Here is a 22,063-nt window from a genome sequence, read left to right on the forward strand (position 1 = left end):
GAGACGTGGCAGGCTGGCAGTTCTGGGTCGACCGAGGCGGTACCTTCACCGACATCGTCGCGCGGCGCCCGGACGGTGGCCTGCTCACTCACAAACTGCTGTCCGACAGGCCCGGCCGGTACGCCGACGCGGCCGTGGCAGGTGTACGCGAACTCCTCGGCGGCTCCCAGGAGCCCATTGAGGCCGTTCGGATGGGTACGACCGTCGCTACCAACGCACTCCTGGAACGCAAGGGCGAACGCACGCTCCTCGTCGTCACCCGCGGTTTCCGCGACGCGCTGCGCATCGCCTACCAGAACCGCCCCCGTATCTTCGCCCGGCGGATCGAACTTCCCGAGCTGCTCCATGAGCGGGTCGTCGAGGTCGACGAGCGCATCGCCGCCGACGGCACCGTCCTGCGCGCCCCTGACCTCGACGCCCTCACCGGGCCGCTCCAGGAGGCCTACGACGACGGGATCCGCGCCGTCGCAGTGGTCTGCATGCACAGCCACCTCCACCCCGCGCACGAACAGGCCATCGGCGCACTGGCCGGCCGCATGGGCTTCCCGCAGATCTCGCTGTCCAGCGAGGTCAGCCCACTCATGAAGCTCGTCCCGCGCGGTGACACGGCCGTTGTCGACGCCTACCTGTCGCCTGTCCTGCGCCGTTACGTCCAGCACGTCGCCGACGAACTCCAGGACGTGCGGCTGATGTTCATGCAGTCCAACGGAGGCCTCACCGGAGCCGGTCAGTTCCGTGGCAAGGACGCCATCCTGTCCGGACCGGCCGGCGGGATCGTCGGTATGGCCCGCATGTCCCAGCTCGCTGGATTCGACCGTGTCATCGGCTTCGATATGGGCGGTACCTCCACCGACGTTTCGCACTTCGCCGGCGAGTACGAACGCGTCTTCACCACCCAGATCGCCGGTGTGCGTCTGCGTGCCCCCATGCTGGACATCCACACCGTCGCCGCCGGCGGTGGCTCCGTCCTCCACTTCGACGGCTCCCGCTACCGTGTGGGACCCGACTCCGCGGGCGCGGACCCCGGTCCTGCCTGCTACCGCGGCGGCGGCCCACTCACCGTCACCGATGCCAACGTCGCACTTGGGCGTATTCAACCCGCCCATTTTCCCAAGGTGTTCGGCCCCGCTGGCGACCAGCCCCTCGACGACGCCCTCGTCCGCGACCGCTTCGCCGCCCTCGCCCACGAGATCCACGAACGGACCGGCGACGGCCGCAGCCCTGAGCAGGTGGCCGAGGGCTACTTGCAGATCGCCGTGGCCGGGATCGCCAACGCCGTGAAGCGGATCTCCGTACAGAAAGGCCACGACGTCACCCGGTACGCCCTCACCACCTTCGGTGGTGCGGGTGGGCAGCATGCCTGCATGGTCGCCGACTCGCTCGGTGTCCGGACCGTACTGGTGCCGCCCATGGCCGGTGTCCTCTCTGCGCTCGGCATCGGACTCGCCGACACCACAGCCATGCGCGAACAGTCCGTCGAGGCACCCCTGGAACCCGCCTCCATGCCCCGCGTCCTGAAGACCGCCGAAGACCTGGCGGGCGCCGCCCGCGCCGAACTCCTCGCCGAGGACGTCCCCGAGGACCGCATCCACGTCACCCGCCGCGCCGAACTCCGCTACGACGGCACGGACACGGCCCTGACTGTCGAGCTCGGCGAGCCCGACGCGATGAAACACGCCTTCGAAGAACGTCATCGCGCCACGTACTCCTTCACCCTCGACCGCCCCGTAGTCGTCGAAGCCCTCTCCGTGGAAGCCACTGGCATCACCGAACCCCCCGATCTCTCCGCCCTCGCCGCATTCCGTCCCCGTACCACCGCCCCGGAGACGGTCAGGCTTCACACGGGCGGTGCCTGGCACGACGTACCCCTGCACCACCGTGAGGAACTGCCCCCCGGCGAGACGGTCACCGGCCCGGCGATCATCACCGAGGCCGGCGCCACGACCGTCGTCGACGACGGCTGGCAGGCCACGACGACCGACGACGGGCATCTGGTCATGGAACGCATGGCGATTACGCAGAGTTCCGATCTCGGTACGGAAGTGGATCCCGTTCGGCTGGAGGTTTTCAACAACCTCTTCATGGCGATCGCCGAACAGATGGGCGCCCGGCTGGAGTCCACAGCTCAGTCCGTCAACATCAAGGAACGCCTGGACTTCTCCTGTGCCCTCTTCGACCCCGACGGAAACCTGGTCGCCAACGCACCCCACATCCCCGTTCACCTGGGATCCATGGGTACGAGCGTCAAGGAGGTCATCGCACGCCGAGGCGACGGCATGCGCGTCGGCGACACGTACGCCGTCAACGACCCGTACCACGGCGGCACCCATCTCCCCGACGTCACCGTGATCACTCCGGTCTTCGGCACGGAGAGCATGGCGACGGACAGAGACGACACGCAGAGTGACCGAATTCTCTTCTATGTCGCCTCGCGCGGCCACCATGCCGAAATCGGCGGCATCGCCCCCGGATCCATGCCGGCGGGCAGCCGCACCATCGACGAGGAGGGCGTCCTCTTCGACAACTGGCTGCTCTCCGAGAACGGCCGCTTCCGCGAGGAGGAGACCTTCCGTCTGCTCACCGAGGCGCCCTACCCCTCCCGTAATCCCAGGACCAACCTCGCCGACCTGCGCGCCCAGATCGCCGCAAACCAGAAGGGCGTCGACGAAGTCGCCCGGATGATCGACAACTTTGGCCTCGACGTCGTTCAGGCATACATGAAACACGTCCAGGACAACGCCGAGGACTCGGTACGACGGGTGATCGACTCTCTGGAAGAGGGTGAGTTCGCCTATGAGACCGACTCGGGAGCCGTCATCCGGGTGCGCGTCTCCGTGGACCGCGAAAAACGTTCCGCGACAGTCGACTTCACCGGCACGTCCGCCCAACTGACCAGCAATTTCAACGCGCCTTTCGCGGTCGTCAACGCGGCCGTCCTGTACGTCTTCCGCACGTTGGTCGACGACGACATCCCCCTCAACGACGGCTGTCTGCGCCCGCTCCACATCGTCGTGCCGCCCGCCTCGATGCTCGCTCCCGAGCCGCCTGCCGCCGTCGTCGCCGGCAACGTGGAGACCTCGCAGGCCATCACCGGGGCCCTGTACGGAGCGCTCGGCGTCCAGGCCGAGGGCTCCGGGACGATGAACAACGTCACCTTCGGCAACGAGCGTTACCAGTACTACGAAACCATCGCCTCGGGGTCCGGTGCGGGCGACGGATTTCCCGGCGCGTCCGTCGTCCAGACCCATATGACCAACTCGCGGCTCACCGACCCCGAGGTCCTGGAGTGGCGACTGCCCGTACGGCTCGATGAGTTCGCGGTACGGCGCGGCAGCGGCGGTGCGGGACAATGGCGCGGTGGAGACGGTGCGGTTCGCCGTCTCCGGTTCACCGAGCCGATGACCGTCTCCACGTTGTCGCAGCACCGCAGGGTTCCGCCGTACGGTATGGCGGGCGGCGACCCGGGAGCACTGGGGGCCAACCGCATCGAACGTGCGGACGGTACGGTCACCGTGCTCGGCGGCAGCGACTCGGCGGAGGTCGTCCCCGGCGACGTACTCGTCATCGAAACCCCCGGCGGCGGGGGCTACGGCCCACCGTCGACCGATCCCGAACAAGCAGGAGAAGAGACCGATGATCTTCGGGCGTTCTGAGCGCGGCAAGCCCCCGGTCGAGCCCGTCACGCTCAAGATCCTCGTGGCCGGCGGATTCGGCGTGGGCAAGACGACCCTCGTCGGCGCGGTCAGCGAGATCAAGCCGCTGCGCACCGAGGAGTTGCTCACCGAGGCGGGTCGCCCGGTCGACGACACCAGAGGGGTGGAGGGCAAGAACACCACCACCGTGGCCATGGACTTCGGCCGTATCACGCTCCGCGAGGACCTCGTGCTGTACCTCTTCGGAACGCCCGGACAGGACCGTTTCTGGTTCCTGTGGGACGAGCTCGCAACCGGCGCGCTGGGCGCGATCGTCCTCGCCGACACCCGGCGCCTGGAGGACAGCTTCGCCGCGGTCGACTACTTCGAGCGGCGTTCCATACCCTTCCTCGTCGGCGTCAACTGCTTCGACGGAGCGGCTCGTTACCCGTCGCAGTCCGTCCGGGCGGCGCTCGATCTCGACCCCAACGTGCCGCTCGTGCTGTGCGACGCGCGCGACCGGGAGTCGGTCAAGGAGGTTCTCATCGGAGTCGTCCAGCATGCGATGGCGTACGCGGCCGACCGCCGCGCCACCGTCACCACCTGACAGCCTTCCTCCACCCCGCACGCGCACGACCCGTACCCCCGCCGACCGGGGTACGGGCCGCGGTCCAATGGCACGCGCGCGTGGACGTGTCTTTCGAGCGAGGGCTCTAGCCTTGACCGGCGTCCTCCCAACCGAAGCTCTTCTCCACGGCCTTGCGCCAGTTGTGGTACTCGCGGTCGCGGACCGACGCCTCCATGGCAGGCGTCCACTCGACGTCTTTCCGCCAGTGCGACTTGAGCTCATCGAGGTCGTTCCACACCCCGGTGGCGAGCCCGGCCGCGTACGCCGCTCCCAGGCAGGTCGTCTCGGAGACCTTCGGACGGATGACCGGCACCCCGAGGACGTCTGCCTGGTGCTGCATCAGCAGGTTGTTCTTCGTCATGCCGCCGTCCACCTTCAGGGTCGTGATGCTCACCCCGGAGTCCTGGAACATGGCGTCCACGACCTCCCGCGTCTGCCAGCTCGTCGCCTCCAGCACCGCGCGCGCCAGATGCCCCTTGGTGACGTACCGCGTGAGGCCGGTGACCACCCCGCGCGCGTCGGAGCGCCAGTAGGGCGCGAACAGGCCGCTGAACGCGGGCACGATGTACGCCCCGCCGTTGTCGTCGACGCTCGCCGCGAGCGTCTCGATCTCGTCGGCGGTACGGATGATGCCGAGCTGGTCGCGGAACCACTGCACCAGCGCCCCGGTGATCGCGATGGCCCCTTCGAGGCAGTAGACGGGAGCCTCGCCGCCGATCTTGTAGCCCATCGTGGTCAGCAGACCGTTCTTCGAGGGAACGGGACGGTTACCGGTGTTGAGCAGCAGGAAACTGCCGGTGCCGTACGTGTTCTTGGCCGTCCCCACGTCGTAGCAGGCCTGGCCGAACACCGCGGCCTGCTGGTCGCCGAGCGCGGAGGCCACAGGGACGCCCGCTAGTTGGCCCACCGCGGTGCCGTACACCTCGGACGAGGACTTGATCTCGGGGAGGATCTTCTCGGGGACGTTCATCGCGGACAGGATGGACGCGTCCCATTGGAGGGTCTCCAGGTCCATCAGCATGGTACGGCCGGCATTGGTCACGTCGGTGACGTGGCGCCCGCCGTCCGTACCGCCCGTCAGGTTCCAGATGAGCCAGGAGTCGATGGTGCCGAAGGCGATCTCGCCGCGCTCGGCGCGGGCGCGCAGCCCCGGCACGTTGTCCAGCAGCCAGGCCGCCTTGGGGCCGGAGAAGTAGCTGGCCAGGGGCAGTCCGGTCTGCTCGCGGAAACGGTCCTGGCCGTCAGTGCCGCCGAGTTCGTTGCAGAGTGCCGCTGTACGCGTGTCCTGCCAGACGATCGCGTTGTGGACCGGCTTGCCTGTGGCGCGGTCCCACAGGACTGTCGTCTCGCGCTGGTTGGTGATGCCGAGCGCGCTGAGCTGGTCGGCGCGCAGCCCGGCCTTGGCGAGTGCCCCCGCCACCACAGCCTGCACTTTCGACCAGATCTCGGTAGCGTCGTGTTCCACCCACCCGGGCTTGGGGAAGATCTGGCGGTGCTCGCGCTGGTCGACGGCGACGATCGCGCCGTCCTGGTTGAAGACGATGCAGCGGCTGGACGTGGTGCCCTGGTCGATCGCGGCGACGAACTTGTCCGTCATGACGTCCCCTTCGTGGGAAGCTCCGGAATTCTGCACCTGGAAAGGCGCGCGTGTGCGTCAGAAGGCTGTGTTGAAGACGATCCCCGCCAGCGCGCCGCCGATCAGCGGCCCCACCACCGGGATCCCGCGTAACTCCAGTCCGAGGTGCCCTTGTTGGGGATCGGGAGCAGGGCGTGGGCGATGCGCGGACCCAGGTCACGGGCCGGATTGATGGCGTACCCCGTGGGGCCGCCGAGCGACAGACCGATGCCGACCACCAGGAAGGAGACGATCAGAATTGCCGTGCCGGACTCGCCGAGCCCCTTGGTCAGACCGAATGCCAGGATCGGCAGAACCAGGCCCATGGTCGCGATGATCTCGGTGATGAGGTTCGCGACGGGATTGCGGATCGCGGGCGTGGTGGAGAAGATCCCGAGCGTCGGCTGCGCCATTTCCTCCTCGGCGTTGGCCTGGAACTGGGCGAAGTAGACCAGCCAGCACAGGATCGCGCCGAGGAAGGCGCCGACCATCTGCCCGGCGATGTAGACGGGCACCTGGTCCCAGTCCCCGGTGTCGATGGCGATCCCGATCGTCACCGCGGGGTTGAGATGCCCACCGGACAGCGGTGCGGCGGTGTATGCCCCGGCGAGTACGCCGAAGCCCCAGCCGAAGGTGATGACCACCCAGCCGGCGTCCTTCGCCTTGGAGTAGTTCAGTACGACAGCGGCGACCACGCCGGTGCCGAAGAGGATCAGAATCGCTGTACCGATGATCTCGCCGACAAAGATGTCCCCATTGCTCATGGCGGCTCCTGGGCCCTCGCCCGGGGCGATCCGGCCCCGGTCGACCTTGCAGAGTGCGTTCCCATGGCTACTTCAGCCGTGGACGGGGAGTTCCCGCGCCCACCCGGCGTCCGTGACGAGCGTGCTGTCGCAGCCGAATCGCACGCAGGGGGAAGGCCCGTGGCTCAGAGGGGGCCCGCACGGCGCATTGTCTGAATACGCCGAGAATGTGCGGCGATGCCGACTGACACCGGAAGTGTTCTCCGACGTCCTGTGGGCGTCAAGGTTGCCGACGACAATGGTTGAGGTGCCGTGGGGGTGCGGTGGTCGTCCCCGCGGGGAGGTCACCTCTCTCGGGGCGGTTGGCGACCGGCTGGACGGCGAAACGGGGTGCCTCTGTCCAGGAGCGCCGGGGAGCGATACCTCACCGCACCGCGATCACCGACGAACCGTGCCCGAACAGGCCCTGGTTGGCCGTGGCACCCACGCGTGCCCCTGTGACCTGTCTGTCACCGGCATCGCCGCGCAGTTGCCACGTTAGCTCGCACACCTGAGCGATGGCCTGCGCGGGCACGGCCTCTCCGAAGGAGGCGAGGCCACCGCTGGTGTTGACGGGTATTCGCCCGCCCAGTGCCGTCGCGCCCTCCCGCAGCAGCTTCGCCGCCTCGCCCTCATCGCACAGACCCAGATCCTCGTACCACTGCAGTTCCAGGGCCGTGGACAGGTCGTAGACCTCGGCCAGGGAGAGGTCCTCTGGGCAGATGCCCGCCTCCTCGTAGGCGGCCTGCACGATCGAGGCCCGGAAAGTGCCGTCCGGCGGCTCCACCGTCGCCGCCGAGTCCGTGGCGATGTCCGGCAGGTCCAGCACGGTGGTGGGGTACCGCGGTGTCATCGTGGACACCGCCCGGATCCGCACCGGCTCCGCCACACCGTGCCGACGCGCGAACTCCATGCCGGTCAGAACCAGCGCGGCGCCGCCGTCCGAGGTGGCGCAGATGTCGAGCAGCCGCAGCGGATCGGCCACCACCGCGGACGCGGCGACCTCGTCGGCGGTGACCCGTTTGCGGTAGCGCGCGTTGGGGTTGAGTGCACCCAGGGCGGCGTTCTTCACCTTGACCTGCGCGAAGTCCTCCAGGGTGTCGCCGTGGACGGACATCCGCCGTCGCGCGTACAGCCCGAAGTACGTCGGGTTCGTCGCCCCCAGGACCCGGAACCGCAGCCAGTCCGGGTCGTCGGACCGGTCACCGCCGGCCGGCCGAAAGAACCCCTTCGGCGCAGAGTCCGCGCCCACCACGAGTACCACCTCCGCGAGCCCCGCGAGGATCTGTGCGCGTGCCACGGCGACCGCCTGCGCCCCGGACGCGCACGCCGCGTACACACTGGTCACCCGGGCACCCTGCCAGCCCAGCGCCTTGGCGAACGTCGCCCCCGCCACGTACCCGGGATAGCCGCCGCGCACGGTGTCCGCACCGACGACCGAGTCGACGTCCCGCCAGTCGACCCCCGCGTCGGCGAGTGCCGCGCGCGCGGCTGTCGTGCCGTACTCGGTGAAGCCACGCCCCCACTTGCCCCAGGGGTGCATGCCCACGCCGAGCACTGCCACCTCTCCGGTCATTTCACCGCCCCCGTCGGCCGCCAGTTCCAGGTCGTCCAGATCGTCTCCGCGTCCTCGTGAAGCACCCCCGGGACGATCTCCACCTCCATACCCACCGTCAGATCGGCGACGGTGACCCCGGGAACCGCCTGTCCCAGTACCACCATCCGCTCGGACTCCAGCTCCACAGCGATCAACGCGTACGGTTCCCACGGAAGTTCCGGATCGCTCACATACGGTGACGGAGGCCGGTACCGGCCGTCGGTGTACGACCAGACGCGTCCGCGCCTGGACAGCGGCACCTCGTCCAACTCGCCGCCACGGCACCCCGGATTGCGGCAGTGGACGTCCTCGCGCGGGAAGAAGACCGAGGCGCAGGCCGAACAGCGGGTGCCGAGGAGCGCGAAGCCGTCCCCGTCTTCCGTGAACCACCCTGCGACCACAGGTGTGCGGGTGCGTGCCACATCCCCTCCAGAGAACTGAATCTGACGGAACGTCAGAAGTGTGGCACGGTCACATCGGATTGGGCAGCCGTCGCACAGAACCGCGTACGCCCTGTGCGCGTCGTCGTATCAGTAGGGACGGCCGGGGCCCACGGGGGTGGATCCGGCCGTCCCCGCTGCCGCACGGTGGTGTTCTGAGGAGCCCCCGGAAGAGCTCCGTCCACATGATCGGATACAGTCCGCCGCGTGTCCGTAAAACAACTATCAACCGACAACTCCGCGCCCGACTCCCACTGTTCGAGCTGCGGAGCGCCCTACGGAGAGGGCGTTTCCGGCTGGCCCCGCACCTGCCCCGCCTGCGGCACCGTGGCCTACCGCAACCCGCTGCCCGTCGCGGTGGCACTCCAGCCCGTGTACGACACCAAAGGCGCTGCCCTGGTCGTCATCACCCGAACCGTCGCCCCCGCGCGCGGAGGCATCGCCCTGCCCGGCGGCTACGTCGACCATCGCGAGGACTGGCGGCAGGCCCTTGTCCGTGAACTAAGGGAGGAAACGGGCATCGAGGCGGCGAGCCGCGACGTCCGGCTCGTCGACGCGATGAGTTCGCCCGACGGGCACCTGCTGCTTTTCGGAGCCCTGCCGGAACGCCCCGCCGACCAGCTGCCGCAGTCCGCCGCCACGGACGAGACAGATGGCTGGCACCTACTGCGAAGGCCGCAGGAGCTCGCCTTCCCGCTGCACACGGTGGCCGCCCGCGCCTGGTTCGAAGGCCGTTACTGAGCCCGCTCAGCGCCCGCCGAGTCCGCGTACGCGTACGGGGTGGGGCGGCTCACTCACGCCGTCGTCCCCGTCCCGCTCGACAACCACCCGCCTCCCCTCCCAGCGCGTGACGTACCGCTCGATCTCCGGCTCCTCCCACCCGTCACCCGCGTCCGGCACCACCTGCCCGCCCCCGGTACGCCCGGGGGCGGGCGCCCACGCCTCCAGCTCCAGGCCGCCGTCGTCGCCCCGCACGGGCACGACGGAGCCCGCGCGCGCGAGAACCGGGATCCGCGACAAAGGGGCGTCGATCAGCAGCTGACAGGGTCCCTCGTACGCCTGCCCCGTCACCGTGTCGTACCAGCGCCCGCGCGGCAGCTGCACCGCACGCCGGTCCGCACCCGGGTCGAGCACAGGCGCCACCAGGAGGCAGTCACCCAGCAGAAAGGCGTCCTCGCAGCCCCGTAGGGCCCGGTCCTCGGGCGCCCCCCACCACAAGGGCCGCACATAAGGCGCCCCCGTGCGTCGCGCCAGATGCGCCAGCGTCATGAAGTAGGGCAACAGGCGCCGGCGTTCGACGAGCACCCCGCGCGCGTGGGCGAGTACCTCCGCACCGAACTCCCAGGGCTCCCTGCGCCCGGCCCGCAGACTCGCGTGCGTGCGGAACAGCGGCAGATAGGCGCCCAGTTGGAACCACCGCAGATACAACTCCGGTGACGGGCTCCCGTCGAAGCCGCCCACATCAGGGCCCGAATAGGGCACTCCGCACAGCCCGAGGCTCATGACCAGCGACACTGACGCCCGCAGCCCCGGCCAGCCCGTCGCCACGTCCCCGGACCACGCCCCTCCGTAGCGCTGCATACCGGCCCACCCGGAGCGGGAGAATATGAACGGCCGCTCCTCCGGTGCCAGTTCGCGCAGCCCTTCGTAAGCGGATCTGGCCATGCACAGGGCGTACACGTTGTGCGCCTCGCGATGGTCGCCGCCGTGCCCGTCCAACGCGTGGCGGGCCGAACGCGGCAGGGTCGACTCCCCGAAAGCGGTGAAGGAAGTGGGCTCGTTCATGTCGTGCCAGAACCCCGCGAACCCCTGCCCGAGCCGCTCCTCGTACATCCGGCCCCACCAGGCACGCACGCGCGGGTGCGTGAAATCGGGGTGGACCGACTCCCCGGGCCATGTGACGCCTCGTACGAGCTGCCCCGACGCATCCCGTACGAACGCGTCCTCGGCGCTCCCGCTGTCATACACGGTGTTGCCCGGCGCGGCCTTGACCGCCGGGTCGACGATCGACACCAGCCGGATCCCGTCGCGCCGCAGATCCTCGGCGAGGGCCGGTAGCTTGGGATATTGCTCCTGGTCGACGGTGAACACCTGATGTCCGTCGAAGTGGTCGATGTCGAGATGGACGGCGTCGAGCGGCAGATCGTGATTCTGATAGCCCGCGACAATCCGCCGAACCTCCTGCTCGCCGCCGAAGCCCCAGCGCGCGTGATGGTGGCCCAGGGCCCATGCGGGCGGTAGCGCAGGCGCACCCGTGAGGGTGGCCCAGGTGTGCAGCACGCGCGCGGGGGTCCCCACCATCATCCAGCAGCGCAGCGGCCCGCCATCCATCCGCAACTCGCTCGTTCCGGCCCGGTCATGCCCGGAACCCGCTCCCTCCTCGCCCTCCCGCAGTGTCACCGTGCCGTCCCAGGAGGTGTCCTGGAACACCAGATGGGTCGCCGCGTCGGCCACCACCAACTGCACCGGCATGGTGATGTACAGCGGATCGTCACCGGGACCGAAGGCGCGACCGGGATCTGTGTTCCACAGGCGGTACGTCCCATCGCGCAGCCGGAGTCCAGCGGCGCGCCCGCCGAGCCCGAAGAACTTCGCGTCCGCTGCCACTTCGGAGCGCTGCATCCAGCGGCTCGCGCCGCCACCCACGGGCTCCCACCAGCGTGGCGGCAGCTCCCGTCGCAAGCTCACTCCGCCGGGGGTGAGCACTTCCACCGCACCGTGCCGTGAGACCACGACCGTCACCCGCTCGGCCACGACCCGCCAGCCACCGTCCTTGTCCGGTTCCAGCGAAGCACGGGGATCCGGCTCCGGACAGCGGCCGGCGAGTGCGTACGACGGCTCGGGACCGGCCCCGTCCCAGCCCCAGAAGACCGCCCCACTGACGGCAACGGTGATCCGCAGCTCGGACCTCGCGAACCGGACGACACCGCCACCGGGCCCCGGTTCCACGTGCCGCACGAGCCCGGGCACCCGCGCGCGCTCGATGCCCCGAGGCGGCAGCCCGGCGGCATCGGCACGCCTCCTGCGCCATGCGGCCCGCACGGTACGCAACCCCTGGGCCGCCCCCGCCGAACCGACCGCCTTCACCGAACGCACCAGGTCACGACCGTTCATGCTGCTCAGCCTGCCACTGACTTCACCTCATGTGCGTACTGTTCAGCAGCCGTTCATCCTGGTAGGGACCACATCTTCATCTCCACGACACGACCCCGGCGCGGCGCACCCTGGTGCCGGAGTCGATCAGATGGCATGGTCCGTCTCAGCCGTGTCACGCGCACAGTCCGGGAGCCGCCCCATGTCCACCACGAACCCCACGCCTCTTTGGCAGCCCGACCGAGAACGCATCGCCCGGGCCCGGATCACCAAGTTCCAGGCCTGGGCGGCCGAGCGGCACGGAGCCCCCGCCGACGGCGGCTACGCAGCACTGCACCGTTGGTCCGTGGACCAGCTCGACACGTTCTGGCAGGCCGTCACCGAGTGGTTCGACGTACGCTTTTCGACGCCCTACGCGCGCGTGCTCGGCGAGAGCTCGATGCCCGGGGCGGACTGGTTTCCCGGGGCGACGCTCAACTACGCCGAGCACGCCTTGCGCGCCGCGGACACCCGCGCGGACGAACCGGCCCTCCTGCACGTCGACGAGACCCACGTAACCCGCCCGGTGACCTGGTCCGAGCTGCGCCGCCAGGTCAGCTCCCTCGCCGCAGAGCTGCGTGCGCTTGGAGTACGCCCAGGAGACCGCGTGAGCGGCTACCTCCCGAACGTTCCACAAGCCGTGGTCGCCCTGCTCGCCACGGCCGCCGTGGGCGGCGTATGGACGTCGTGCGCCCCCGACTTCGGCGCCCGCAGCGTTCTCGACCGCTTCCAGCAGGTCGAACCGGTCGTGCTGTTCACCGTCGACGGCTACCGCTACGGCGGCAAGGAGCACGACCGCCGTGACACGGTCGCCGAACTCCGCCGCGAACTGCCCACCCTGCGAGCCGTAGTCCACATCCCGCTACTGGGCACCGAGCCCCCCGAAGGCGCCCTGGAATGGTCCGCTCTCACTTCCGCGGAGGTGACACCCGTCTACGAACAGGTCGCCTTCGATCATCCCCTGTGGGTGCTCTACTCCTCGGGCACGACCGGCCTCCCCAAAGCCATCGTCCAGTCCCAGGGCGGCATCCTTGTCGAGCATCTCAAACAACTCGGCCTGCACTGCGACCTGGGGCCGGAGGACCGCTTCTTCTGGTACACGTCCACCGGCTGGATGATGTGGAATTTCCTCGTCTCGGGCCTCCTGACGGGCACCACGATCGTCCTCTACGACGGCAGCCCCGGCTACCCCGACACGGGTGCCCAGTGGCGGATCGCCGAACGCACGGGGGCGACCCTTTTCGGTACCTCGGCTGCGTACGTCATGGCCTGCCGCAAGGCCGGCGTCCACCCGTCCCGGGATTTCGACCTGTCCAAGGTGCAGTGCGTCGCCACTACCGGATCGCCGCTGCCCCCCGACGGATTCCGCTGGCTGCACGACGAGTTCGCGGAGAGCGGGGCCGCCCTGTGGATCGCCTCGGTCAGCGGTGGCACAGACGTGTGCTCCTGCTTCGCAGGAGCCGTACCGACCCTCCCGGTGTACATCGGCGAACTCCAGGCGCCTGGGCTGGGCACCGACCTCCAGTCCTGGGACCCGAGCGGCAACCCCCTCGTGGACGAGGTCGGCGAACTCGTGGTCACCAACCCGATGCCGTCCATGCCTGTCCACTTCTGGAACGACGCTGATGGCAGCCGATACCACGACAGCTATTTCGACACCTATCCCGGAGTGTGGCGGCACGGTGACTGGATCACTCTCACCTCGCGCGGCTCCGTGATCATCCACGGCCGCTCCGATTCCACGCTCAACCGCCAGGGCGTACGCATGGGGTCGGCCGATATCTACGAAGCCGTCGAGCGACTCCCTGAGATCAAGGAATCCCTCGTCATCGGCGTCGAGCAACCCGACGGCGGCTACTGGATGCCGCTTTTCGTTCACCTCGCGCCCGGAGCCGTCCTCGACGAGGCACTCCTGAACCGCATCAAACAGACCATCCGCGAGCAGCTCTCCCCGCGCCACGTCCCTGACGAGGTCATCGAGGTCCCTGGAGTTCCGCACACCCTCACCGGCAAACGCATCGAGGTCCCGGTGAAGCGCCTTCTCCAGGGCAGCCCCTTGGAGAAGGCCGTCAATCCCGGTTCCATCGACAACCTCGACCTGTTGCGCTTCTACGAAGAGCTGGCGCGCAAAAGAGCCTGACCGGCCCTTGGGAACGGCGGTCAACCACCGTAGGTGGCCTCGGACTCGACCAGCACGGCCGCGAAGTCCGAGGCCAGCCGCGCCGCGTCCGCCGGCTGGAGATCAGCCACCGCGATCCGTACCGCAGGCTCGGACACGAGGCGGAACCGCGCTCCGGCCGCAACCCACCAGCCGTACGACCGCAGCCCGTTCACCACAGCGGACTCGTCGGGCACGGGCACCCACACATTCATCCCGCTCACCCCGTGGGCCGGGATCCCGTGCCTGCCGAGTTCCTGCAGAAGCGCGTCCCGCCGCAGCGAGTACGTTTCCCTCGCACTCGTCACCAACGCGCGTGTCCCGTCGTCCGTCATCAGCCCGTACACAGTCTCCTGGAGCAGATGACTGACCCAGCCGGACGTCAGCAGCATGCGTCCGTCGTGGCGGGCCAGCGTGGTCGGGTCGCAAGCCGCCGCGGCCCAGCGCAGGTCGGTCCCGAGGAACTTGCTCACTGTACGGACGTGTACCCACCGGGCCAGTCCGGCCGAGGTCAGCGTGTGCAGGGGGGCGTCCGCGACGGCAGACGCATGATCGTTCTCCACCACGAGAACCTCCGGCTCCTCTCGGAGCACCGAGACAAGCGCGTCCCGGCGCGCCGCCGAGAAGCACCCGCCGCGCGGATTCTGCGCGCGCGGACTGCACACAACGGCCCGTACACCCGCCCGCAGGGCCCCTTGCAGCGCGTCCGGCAACAGCCCCTCGTCGTCCACGGCGACCGGGAGGTTGCGCAGCCCCAACGCGGACACCAGATCCAGCAGATGGTGGTACCCAGGGTCCTCCATGGCCACGGCATCGCCGGGTCGCAGCTCAACCGACAGCAGCCTCCCGATCAGATCCAGCGCTCCGTGGGCGAAGACCACGTGCTCCGTCGGCACCTCGTCGGGCCCGAGCCATTCTCGGACGACGTGTTCCAGCCGCGTCACCCGAGGCGTAGCGCGATGCGAACGGGCACCAGGGGAGAGGCGTGAGGGCGTCACCAACCGGGGGAGCAGCCCGGGATCAGGGTGTCCGCCTGCCAAGTCGCGCAGTCCGTCCGGGACTTTGGGAGGCCGTCGCGAGGCGACCGCCGGAGCAGCCGCCACGACAGTTCCGCCCCGGCCGCGGGTGACCACGATCCCACGCTGCCGCAGCTCCTTGTAAGCCGTCGCGACCGTCCCCGGACTCACCCCCAGTTCATCGGCGAGCCGGCGCACGGGAGGCAGCGCGGCCTCCGGCCCCAACGCCCCCTCGGACACACCTCGTTCGACGGACGCGGCAATTGCCTTGGCCGTCGTACCACTGATCCCATATTGTGTTGCCACGTTGATTATTATGTATCAGTACATAAATGGAAGCAAGGGGGAACCGTGAATCCACTGCGCCGTGCGGCCGCCTGGACCGACCGCGTACCAGGAGGCCCCCACGGCCGCAGAATGCTTCTGATCACCCTCGTCGACCGCATCGGCAGCGGTCTGTGGGCATCCGTCTCCGTCCTGTACTTCACCTATGTCTCCGGTCTCTCCATCGCTGAGGTCGGCACCCTTGTCGCCGCCGCAGGAGCCATCGGCATTGCCGGAGCGCCGATGGGCGGCCGCCTTGCCGACCGCTTTCCGCTCACCCGTGTGCTGGTCACCCTCCAGCTGATACGCGCCCTGGCCTCGTTCGCCCTGCTCACGACCGATAACTACGCGGTACTCCTCGCGTGTACGGCCATCGGCGGCTTCGGCGACCGCGCGTCGAGCGTCGTCACGAAGCTCTATGCCACCCGCGTCGCCGGGCCGGACCGCGTCCGATACCAGGCGATCAACCGGACGGCCGCCAACGCGGGTTGGGCACTCGGCGGCCTTGCCGCCGCCGCGGCCCTGGCCCTCGGCACCACCGCGGCGTACCAATGGCTTCTCATCGGCGACGCACTCTCGTTCGCCGCCACCGCGATTCTCACCCTCCGTTGCGCCGAACCCCCCTCGCCCTCCCGCACGGTAGCCACGTCGTCCGACGCCAGGCTCACGACCAGGCCGGCGAGTCCGTGGCGCGATCGCACCTACCTCGCCTATGTCGCGACCGAGGCCGTCCTCTTCCTCGACGACGCGGTCTTCAAGGTCGGCCTGCCACTCTGGATCGCCCACACCGGCAGCGCACCGACCGGCCTCGCACCGCTGCTGATGGTTCTCAACAATGTGATGGTGGTGGGCCTCCAGGTCCCCCTGGCCCGCCTCGGCGCCACCACCGAGGCCGCTCGCACGCTCCTGCTCCCGCTCTCCGCGGTCTTCGCCCTGGGCGGCATCACCATGGCACTGTCAGCAACCGGTACGGCTGCCTCCGCGACGCTGTTCCTCACCGTCTCGGCCGCCGCCTTCACCCTGGCAGAAATGCTCCATGCCACCGTCTCCTGGGAACTCTCCGTCGCCCTCGCTCCCGACACCGCCCAGGGCGCGTATCTCGGGGTCCACGGACTCGCGCAGGCCATCCAGCGCAGCATCGGGCCACTGGCCGTCACGGCGGCCATCGCCACCGGCCCTCTCGGCTGGACCGGATTCGGCGTCGGCATCGCTGTGACCTGCATGATTCAGCACCGACTCGTCCGTGACCGCCTGGCCCAAGTGTCATTGTCAGTGGCTCCCGTTACTGTGAGTGAGCATTGATCGACAGCGCACAGGGGGAACTATGGCGAACACCGGCCATCCGACCATGCGGCGCGTTCTGCGCCGCGAAATCGCGGGCACCATCGGCCTGCTCACAGACGAACACGACTTCCGGGCGATGCGGCGCTACCGCACCTTCACCTTCCAAGACCACACGGCCTACCTCCGTGAGGTAGAAGCGCTCCTGAAGAGCCTTGCCGCACAGGGCAACCACACCACCGTCGCGCTCTTCGACCCCGAGGAGTACGCCGAATTCTGCACCGACACCGGGCTCGACCCGGACGCCCCGTCCAGCCGCACCCGCTTCACAGCGGAACTCGCCACCACGGGCCCCACCGTTGCGTACGACGGCCAACCCCTCGCCGAACTGGTCCCGGACCTCGTCGACGAGGCCGTCCGCCAGGCGACCTGGGAGTACGCCGCCACACTCCTGGCCCGTGTCGGCCCCTGCGCATCCTGCGGCGAAGACATCGGACACGCAGCTTTCGCCCGTGCCTCGAACCTCCTCGTCCGCATCATCGACACCGCTCCCCAAGGAAACAGGCACCTCGTCTGCAGCGTCACGACACCAGCCGAAACACTGGTCGCCGTCCTCCACGCAGACGACGACAGCGAGGGCGCCACGGAAATCGACGAGGCCGAAGCCCTCGAATTCACCACGGTCCTGGCTCTTGGCATCGCCACCCAGAGCCCCGGAGGACTCGTCATGCGCACCACAGCCCCGGGCGCCACCGACCACATCTATGGTTGGCGCCTGCGCGAAAACGGCGTCGAGCCCCTGACCGCCGGCGAGGTCTTCGACGCCTACTGCACCGACGCCGACTCGGGCGACCTCATCTCCCCGGAACCGGATGTCGACTACTGCGCACCCCCCGACCTCGGAGAAGCGGAACCCACGACAGGGCACGCCCACTGAACGAGCAACGGGCTAGGGGCGCCCCACGCGAAGTGGGACGCCCCTCGACGAACGGACGGTCTGCTCCGAGCCGGTCTGACCGACGGCCCGGAGCAGACCGGACAACTATTCGCCCGACAGCACTGCCTGAGCAGCGTCGCGTGCCTCTTCGGCGCTGTCCGAAGCCCGGGCCGCTGCGGCGGCCCGCTCGCACTGCGCCAGCGTGTACTTGGCCAGCGACGCCCGCACATAGGGAATCGAGGCCGCACCCATGGAAAGAGAGGTGACACCTAGACCGATCAACACACACGCGAGCAACGGGTCCGACGCCGCCTCACCACAGACACCACAGCTCTTGCCCTCTGCACGTGCCGCATCGGCGGACAGCGCGACCAGGTCGAGCAGCGCGGGCTGCCACGGATCCTGCAGACGAGAAACCGCACCCACCTGTCGGTCGGCGGCGAAGGTGTACTGCGCGAGGTCGTTGGTTCCCAAGGACAGGAACTCGACCTCCTGCAGAATCGAGCGCGCCCGCAGCGCGGCCGACGGAATCTCCACCATGGCACCGAACTTCGCCCGCAGCCCGGCCGCACGGCAGGCATCCGCGAACGCCTTGGCATCGGCACGGTCCGCAACCATCGGAGCCATGACCTCAAGGTAGACAGGCAGCCCTTCCGCGGCCTTCGCGAGTGCTGTCAGCTGCGTACGCAGTACATCGGGGTGGTCGAGCAGGGTCCGAAGACCGCGCACACCCAGAGCCGGGTTCGGCTCGTCGGCAGGAGTAAGGAAGTCCAGCGGTTTGTCCGCGCCCGCGTCGAGCACCCGAACGACGACGCGCCCCTCGGGGAAAGCCTCGAGAACCTGCCGGTACGCCTCGATCTGCTTCGCCTCCGACGGCGCGTTCTTGCTGTCGTCCAGGAAGAGGAACTCGGTACGGAAGAGACCGACACCCTCGGCCCCGGCCTCGACGGCAGCCGGTACGTCCGCCGGCCCGCCGACGTTCGCCAGCAGCGGCACCTTGTAACCGTCGGAGGTGGCACCCGGCCCGGTCGAGGCTGCCAGCGCCGCCTTGCGCTGGGCCGCCGCCGTCTCCAACTGCGCCTTCTTCTCTGCACTGGGTTCCACGAAGATTTCACCCGTGCTGCCGTCCACCGCGATCACTGTGCCCTCGGCGAGCTCCCCCGCACCGGGCAACGCCACCACAGCGGGGACACCGAGGGCCCTTGCCAGGATCGCGCTGTGGCTGGTCGGCCCACCTTCCTCGGTGACGAAGCCGAGCACCAGGGTCGGATCCAACAGTGCGGTGTCGGCGGGCGCGAGGTCACGAGCAATAAGGACGTACGGCTCGTCGCTGTCAGGGACACCAGGCATGGGGACCCCGAGCAGCCGGGCGACGATACGATTCCGCACATCGTCCAGGTCGGCCACGCGACCAGCGAGGTACTCGCCAGCAGCCGCCAGCAGGGCGCGATACGCGGCGAACGCGTCATACACAGCGCGCTCCGCCGTACTGCCGACCGCGATACGTCGGTCGACGTCCGCCATCAATTCAGGGTCCTGGGCCATCATCGCCTGGGCTTCGAGTACCGCCTGGGCTTCGCCGCCAGCCAGATTGCCGCGCGCAATCAGGTCCGCGGCCACAGCATCCACGGCCTGGCGGGCGCGCCCTTGTTCGCGCTTCGCATCTTCCGCCGGAATCTGCTTGGCAGGCGGCTCGAGTACCGCCGTTCCCATGTGCCGAACCTCGCCGATCGCCACACCGTGGCTCACGCCGACGCCTCGCAGCGTTGTCTCCATCTCACCCGTCTCCGATAGTGCGGCAGGTCCCGCCGCCTTGGTGGTTTTCGTGCTTGCCGTCATGGACCGGCGCTGACGTCACTGCCAACCGAAGAGGCTGTCGCCAGCCTTCACAGCGCCGTCTTCAATAAGATCGGAGAGGGAATCAGGTGTGGCCTCAAGCGCCACGATCGGGCACACAGGGGACTTGCCGGCAGCTTCTACCGCGGCCGGGTTCCAGCGCACCACGCTCTGACCCCGCGTCACCGTGTCGCCTTTGTTGACGAGCAGTTCGAAGCCCTCGCCATTGAGTTGCACGGTGTCGATACCGAGGTGAGTGAGTACACCGTGGCCCTCGTCGTCAACGACGACGAAGGCGTGCGGGTGGAGCGAGACGATGACTCCGGACACGGGTGCGACAGCCTCTGCGGGCTCGCGCACGGGGTCGATCGCGGTGCCAGGGCCGACCATGGCCCCGGAGAAGACCGGGTCTGGCACGGCGGCCAGTCCGATGGCACGCCCTGCAAGAGGGGACGTCACGGTGGTCAAGGGAAGCCTCCCGAGGGTGGAGATCCATACGGGCCGTCACTAGCCTGTCCCGGACGGCACACTGTTGAGCAGCGTATGTCATATGAAGTGCCGGTTCCGTGCGAGAGACGCCGGTTGACATCCTCAGAGCACCCAGGCAATCGATTTGCGCCCGCTCTGAGGGCCCGTGTACAGTTGCACTCCTGCTTGAGGCCGAGTGACACGAACCAAGCGTCCTTGCCTGGCAGCATCCAACTTGTCAGATCCTATCCGGGGTCATGTTTTGCATGCGTGCTGAACAGTGGTCAGGGAGACGGAAAAACACTGATAGAGTTTGAAACACCGAAGGGAAACTGCCCGGAGGAAAGCCTGAGAGAGTCTCTCGGGTGAGTACGAAGGAAGCGTCCGTTCCTTGAGAACTCAACAGCGTGCCAAAAATCAACGCCAGATATGTTGATACCCCGTCTCTCCCGTTCGGGAGGGCGAGGTTCCTTTGAAGTAGTAAACACAGCGAGGACGCTGTGAACGGTCGGGCTTATTCCGCTTGACTGTTCCGCTCTCGTGGTGTGGCCCGATTACGGGTTGACATTCACGGAGAGTTTGATCCTGGCTCAGGACGAACGCTGGCGGCGTGCTTAACACATGCAAGTCGAACGATGAAGCCTTTCGGGGTGGATTAGTGGCGAACGGGTGAGTAACACGTGGGCAATCTGCCCTGCACTCTGGGACAAGCCCTGGAAACGGGGTCTAATACCGGATAATACCTTCCCTCGCATGGGGGTGGGTTCAAAGCTCCGGCGGTGCAGGATGAGCCCGCGGCCTATCAGCTTGTTGGTGAGGTAGTGGCTCACCAAGGCGACGACGGGTAGCCGGCCTGAGAGGGCGACCGGCCACACTGGGACTGAGACACGGCCCAGACTCCTACGGGAGGCAGCAGTGGGGAATATTGCACAATGGGCGAAAGCCTGATGCAGCGACGCCGCGTGAGGGATGACGGCCTTCGGGTTGTAAACCTCTTTCAGCAGGGAAGAAGCGAAAGTGACGGTACCTGCAGAAGAAGCGCCGGCTAACTACGTGCCAGCAGCCGCGGTAATACGTAGGGCGCAAGCGTTGTCCGGAATTATTGGGCGTAAAGAGCTCGTAGGCGGTCTGTCGCGTCGGATGTGAAAGCCCGGGGCTTAACCCCGGGTCTGCATTCGATACGGGCAGACTAGAGTGTGGTAGGGGAGATCGGAATTCCTGGTGTAGCGGTGAAATGCGCAGATATCAGGAGGAACACCGGTGGCGAAGGCGGATCTCTGGGCCATTACTGACGCTGAGGAGCGAAAGCGTGGGGAGCGAACAGGATTAGATACCCTGGTAGTCCACGCCGTAAACGGTGGGAACTAGGTGTTGGCGACATTCCACGTCGTCGGTGCCGCAGCTAACGCATTAAGTTCCCCGCCTGGGGAGTACGGCCGCAAGGCTAAAACTCAAAGGAATTGACGGGGGCCCGCACAAGCAGCGGAGCATGTGGCTTAATTCGACGCAACGCGAAGAACCTTACCAAGGCTTGACATACACTGGAAAGCATCAGAGATGGTGCCCCCCTTGTGGTCGGTGTACAGGTGGTGCATGGCTGTCGTCAGCTCGTGTCGTGAGATGTTGGGTTAAGTCCCGCAACGAGCGCAACCCTTGTTCTGTGTTGCCAGCATGCCCTTCGGGGTGATGGGGACTCACAGGAGACTGCCGGGGTCAACTCGGAGGAAGGTGGGGACGACGTCAAGTCATCATGCCCCTTATGTCTTGGGCTGCACACGTGCTACAATGGCCGGTACAATGAGCTGCGATGCCGTGAGGCGGAGCGAATCTCAAAAAGCCGGTCTCAGTTCGGATTGGGGTCTGCAACTCGACCCCATGAAGTCGGAGTTGCTAGTAATCGCAGATCAGCATTGCTGCGGTGAATACGTTCCCGGGCCTTGTACACACCGCCCGTCACGTCACGAAAGTCGGTAACACCCGAAGCCGGTGGCCCAACCCCTCACGGGGAGGGAGCTGTCGAAGGTGGGACTGGCGATTGGGACGAAGTCGTAACAAGGTAGCCGTACCGGAAGGTGCGGCTGGATCACCTCCTTTCTAAGGAGCATCTAGGCCGCCAGGCATGTCCTGGTGGTCCAGGGCCATTACGTCGGCATACGTCCGGCGGTGGTTGCTCATGGGTGGAACGTTGATTATTCGGCCGGTTTCACGGGTCGGAGG

General features: G+C 67.8%; 13 protein-coding genes, 1 rRNA gene and 1 pseudogene. 7 read left to right on the forward strand and 8 right to left on the reverse strand.

Annotated elements, in window-relative coordinates:
* Positions 1-5: 5 nt before the first annotated feature.
* Positions 6-3,653, forward strand: coding sequence for a hydantoinase B/oxoprolinase family protein (locus tag OG734_RS40965; protein ID WP_330292448.1), 3,648 nt, complete (start codon positions 6-8; stop codon positions 3,651-3,653).
* On the forward strand, positions 3,634-4,239 hold the full coding sequence (locus tag OG734_RS40970) for a GTP-binding protein (protein WP_330292449.1): 606 nt from the start codon (positions 3,634-3,636) through the stop codon (positions 4,237-4,239). Before OG734_RS40965 ends, OG734_RS40970 begins: the two co-directional genes overlap by 20 nt.
* 106 nt (positions 4,240-4,345) lie before the next feature.
* Here OG734_RS40970 and glpK read toward each other — a convergent pair whose 3' ends face one another.
* The 4 genes and pseudogenes from glpK to OG734_RS40990 form a co-directional block, all read right to left on the reverse strand.
* Positions 4,346-5,857: a glycerol kinase GlpK gene (gene glpK, locus OG734_RS40975; protein ID WP_330292450.1), complete on the reverse strand. Its 1,512-nt coding sequence runs from the start codon at positions 5,855-5,857 to the stop codon at positions 4,346-4,348.
* 57 nt (positions 5,858-5,914) lie between these two features.
* Positions 5,915-6,639 (reverse strand): annotated as a pseudogene (locus OG734_RS40980) (MIP/aquaporin family protein).
* Between the two features lie 403 nt (positions 6,640-7,042).
* Positions 7,043-8,233 carry a lipid-transfer protein gene (locus tag OG734_RS40985; RefSeq protein WP_330292451.1) on the reverse strand — a complete coding sequence of 397 codons (1,191 nt, stop codon included), beginning with the start codon at positions 8,231-8,233 and terminating at the stop codon, positions 7,043-7,045.
* Complete coding sequence (locus tag OG734_RS40990) at positions 8,230-8,655, reverse strand: Zn-ribbon domain-containing OB-fold protein (RefSeq protein ID WP_330293973.1); 426 nt, start codon at positions 8,653-8,655, stop codon at positions 8,230-8,232. Before OG734_RS40990 ends, OG734_RS40985 begins: the two co-directional genes overlap by 4 nt.
* A 246-nt stretch (positions 8,656-8,901) precedes the next feature.
* On the opposite strand from OG734_RS40990, the gene OG734_RS40995 reads away from it, so the two are divergent.
* Complete coding sequence (locus OG734_RS40995) at positions 8,902-9,435, forward strand: NUDIX domain-containing protein (RefSeq protein WP_330292452.1); 534 nt, start codon at positions 8,902-8,904, stop codon at positions 9,433-9,435.
* A 6-nt stretch (positions 9,436-9,441) separates the two neighbouring features.
* Here the strand turns inward: OG734_RS40995 and OG734_RS41000 are convergent, their stop codons facing one another.
* Positions 9,442-11,808: a glycoside hydrolase family 31 protein gene (locus OG734_RS41000; RefSeq protein WP_330292453.1), complete on the reverse strand. Its 2,367-nt coding sequence runs from the start codon at positions 11,806-11,808 to the stop codon at positions 9,442-9,444.
* A gap of 181 nt (positions 11,809-11,989) precedes the next feature.
* Here OG734_RS41000 and OG734_RS41005 point away from each other — a divergent pair, with 181 nt between their 5' ends.
* Positions 11,990-13,966, forward strand: coding sequence for an acetoacetate--CoA ligase (locus OG734_RS41005; protein WP_330292454.1), 1,977 nt, complete (start codon positions 11,990-11,992; stop codon positions 13,964-13,966).
* 20 nt (positions 13,967-13,986) lie between these two features.
* Here the strand turns inward: OG734_RS41005 and OG734_RS41010 are convergent, their stop codons facing one another.
* The gene (locus OG734_RS41010) at positions 13,987-15,306 is read right to left on the reverse strand and encodes an aminotransferase class I/II-fold pyridoxal phosphate-dependent enzyme (protein WP_330292455.1); all 1,320 of its coding nucleotides are present in this window, start codon (positions 15,304-15,306) and stop codon (positions 13,987-13,989) included.
* Positions 15,307-15,417: 111 nt separating this feature from the next.
* Between OG734_RS41010 and OG734_RS41015 the strand changes: the two genes are divergently transcribed.
* Both OG734_RS41015 and OG734_RS41020 read left to right on the forward strand, forming a co-directional pair.
* Complete coding sequence (locus OG734_RS41015; RefSeq protein ID WP_330292456.1) at positions 15,418-16,626, forward strand: MFS transporter; 1,209 nt, start codon at positions 15,418-15,420, stop codon at positions 16,624-16,626.
* A 22-nt stretch (positions 16,627-16,648) separates the two neighbouring features.
* The gene (locus tag OG734_RS41020; RefSeq protein ID WP_330292457.1) at positions 16,649-17,542 is read left to right on the forward strand and encodes a hypothetical protein; all 894 of its coding nucleotides are present in this window, start codon (positions 16,649-16,651) and stop codon (positions 17,540-17,542) included.
* A gap of 105 nt (positions 17,543-17,647) precedes the next feature.
* Here the strand turns inward: OG734_RS41020 and ptsP are convergent, their stop codons facing one another.
* Both ptsP and OG734_RS41030 read right to left on the reverse strand, forming a co-directional pair.
* Complete coding sequence (gene ptsP / locus OG734_RS41025; RefSeq protein WP_330293974.1) at positions 17,648-19,318, reverse strand: phosphoenolpyruvate--protein phosphotransferase; 1,671 nt, start codon at positions 19,316-19,318, stop codon at positions 17,648-17,650.
* Between the two features lie 78 nt (positions 19,319-19,396).
* Entirely contained in the window at positions 19,397-19,846 is a 450-nt protein-coding gene (locus tag OG734_RS41030; RefSeq protein ID WP_330292458.1) for a PTS sugar transporter subunit IIA, read from the reverse strand.
* Positions 19,847-20,413: 567 nt separating this feature from the next.
* Here OG734_RS41030 and OG734_RS41035 point away from each other — a divergent pair.
* Positions 20,414-21,940 (forward strand): 16S ribosomal RNA (locus tag OG734_RS41035).
* The last annotated feature ends 123 nt before the right edge of the window (positions 21,941-22,063 follow it).

Source organism: Streptomyces sp. NBC_00576 (genome assembly GCF_036345175.1).
Taxonomy (GTDB): domain Bacteria; phylum Actinomycetota; class Actinomycetes; order Streptomycetales; family Streptomycetaceae; genus Streptomyces.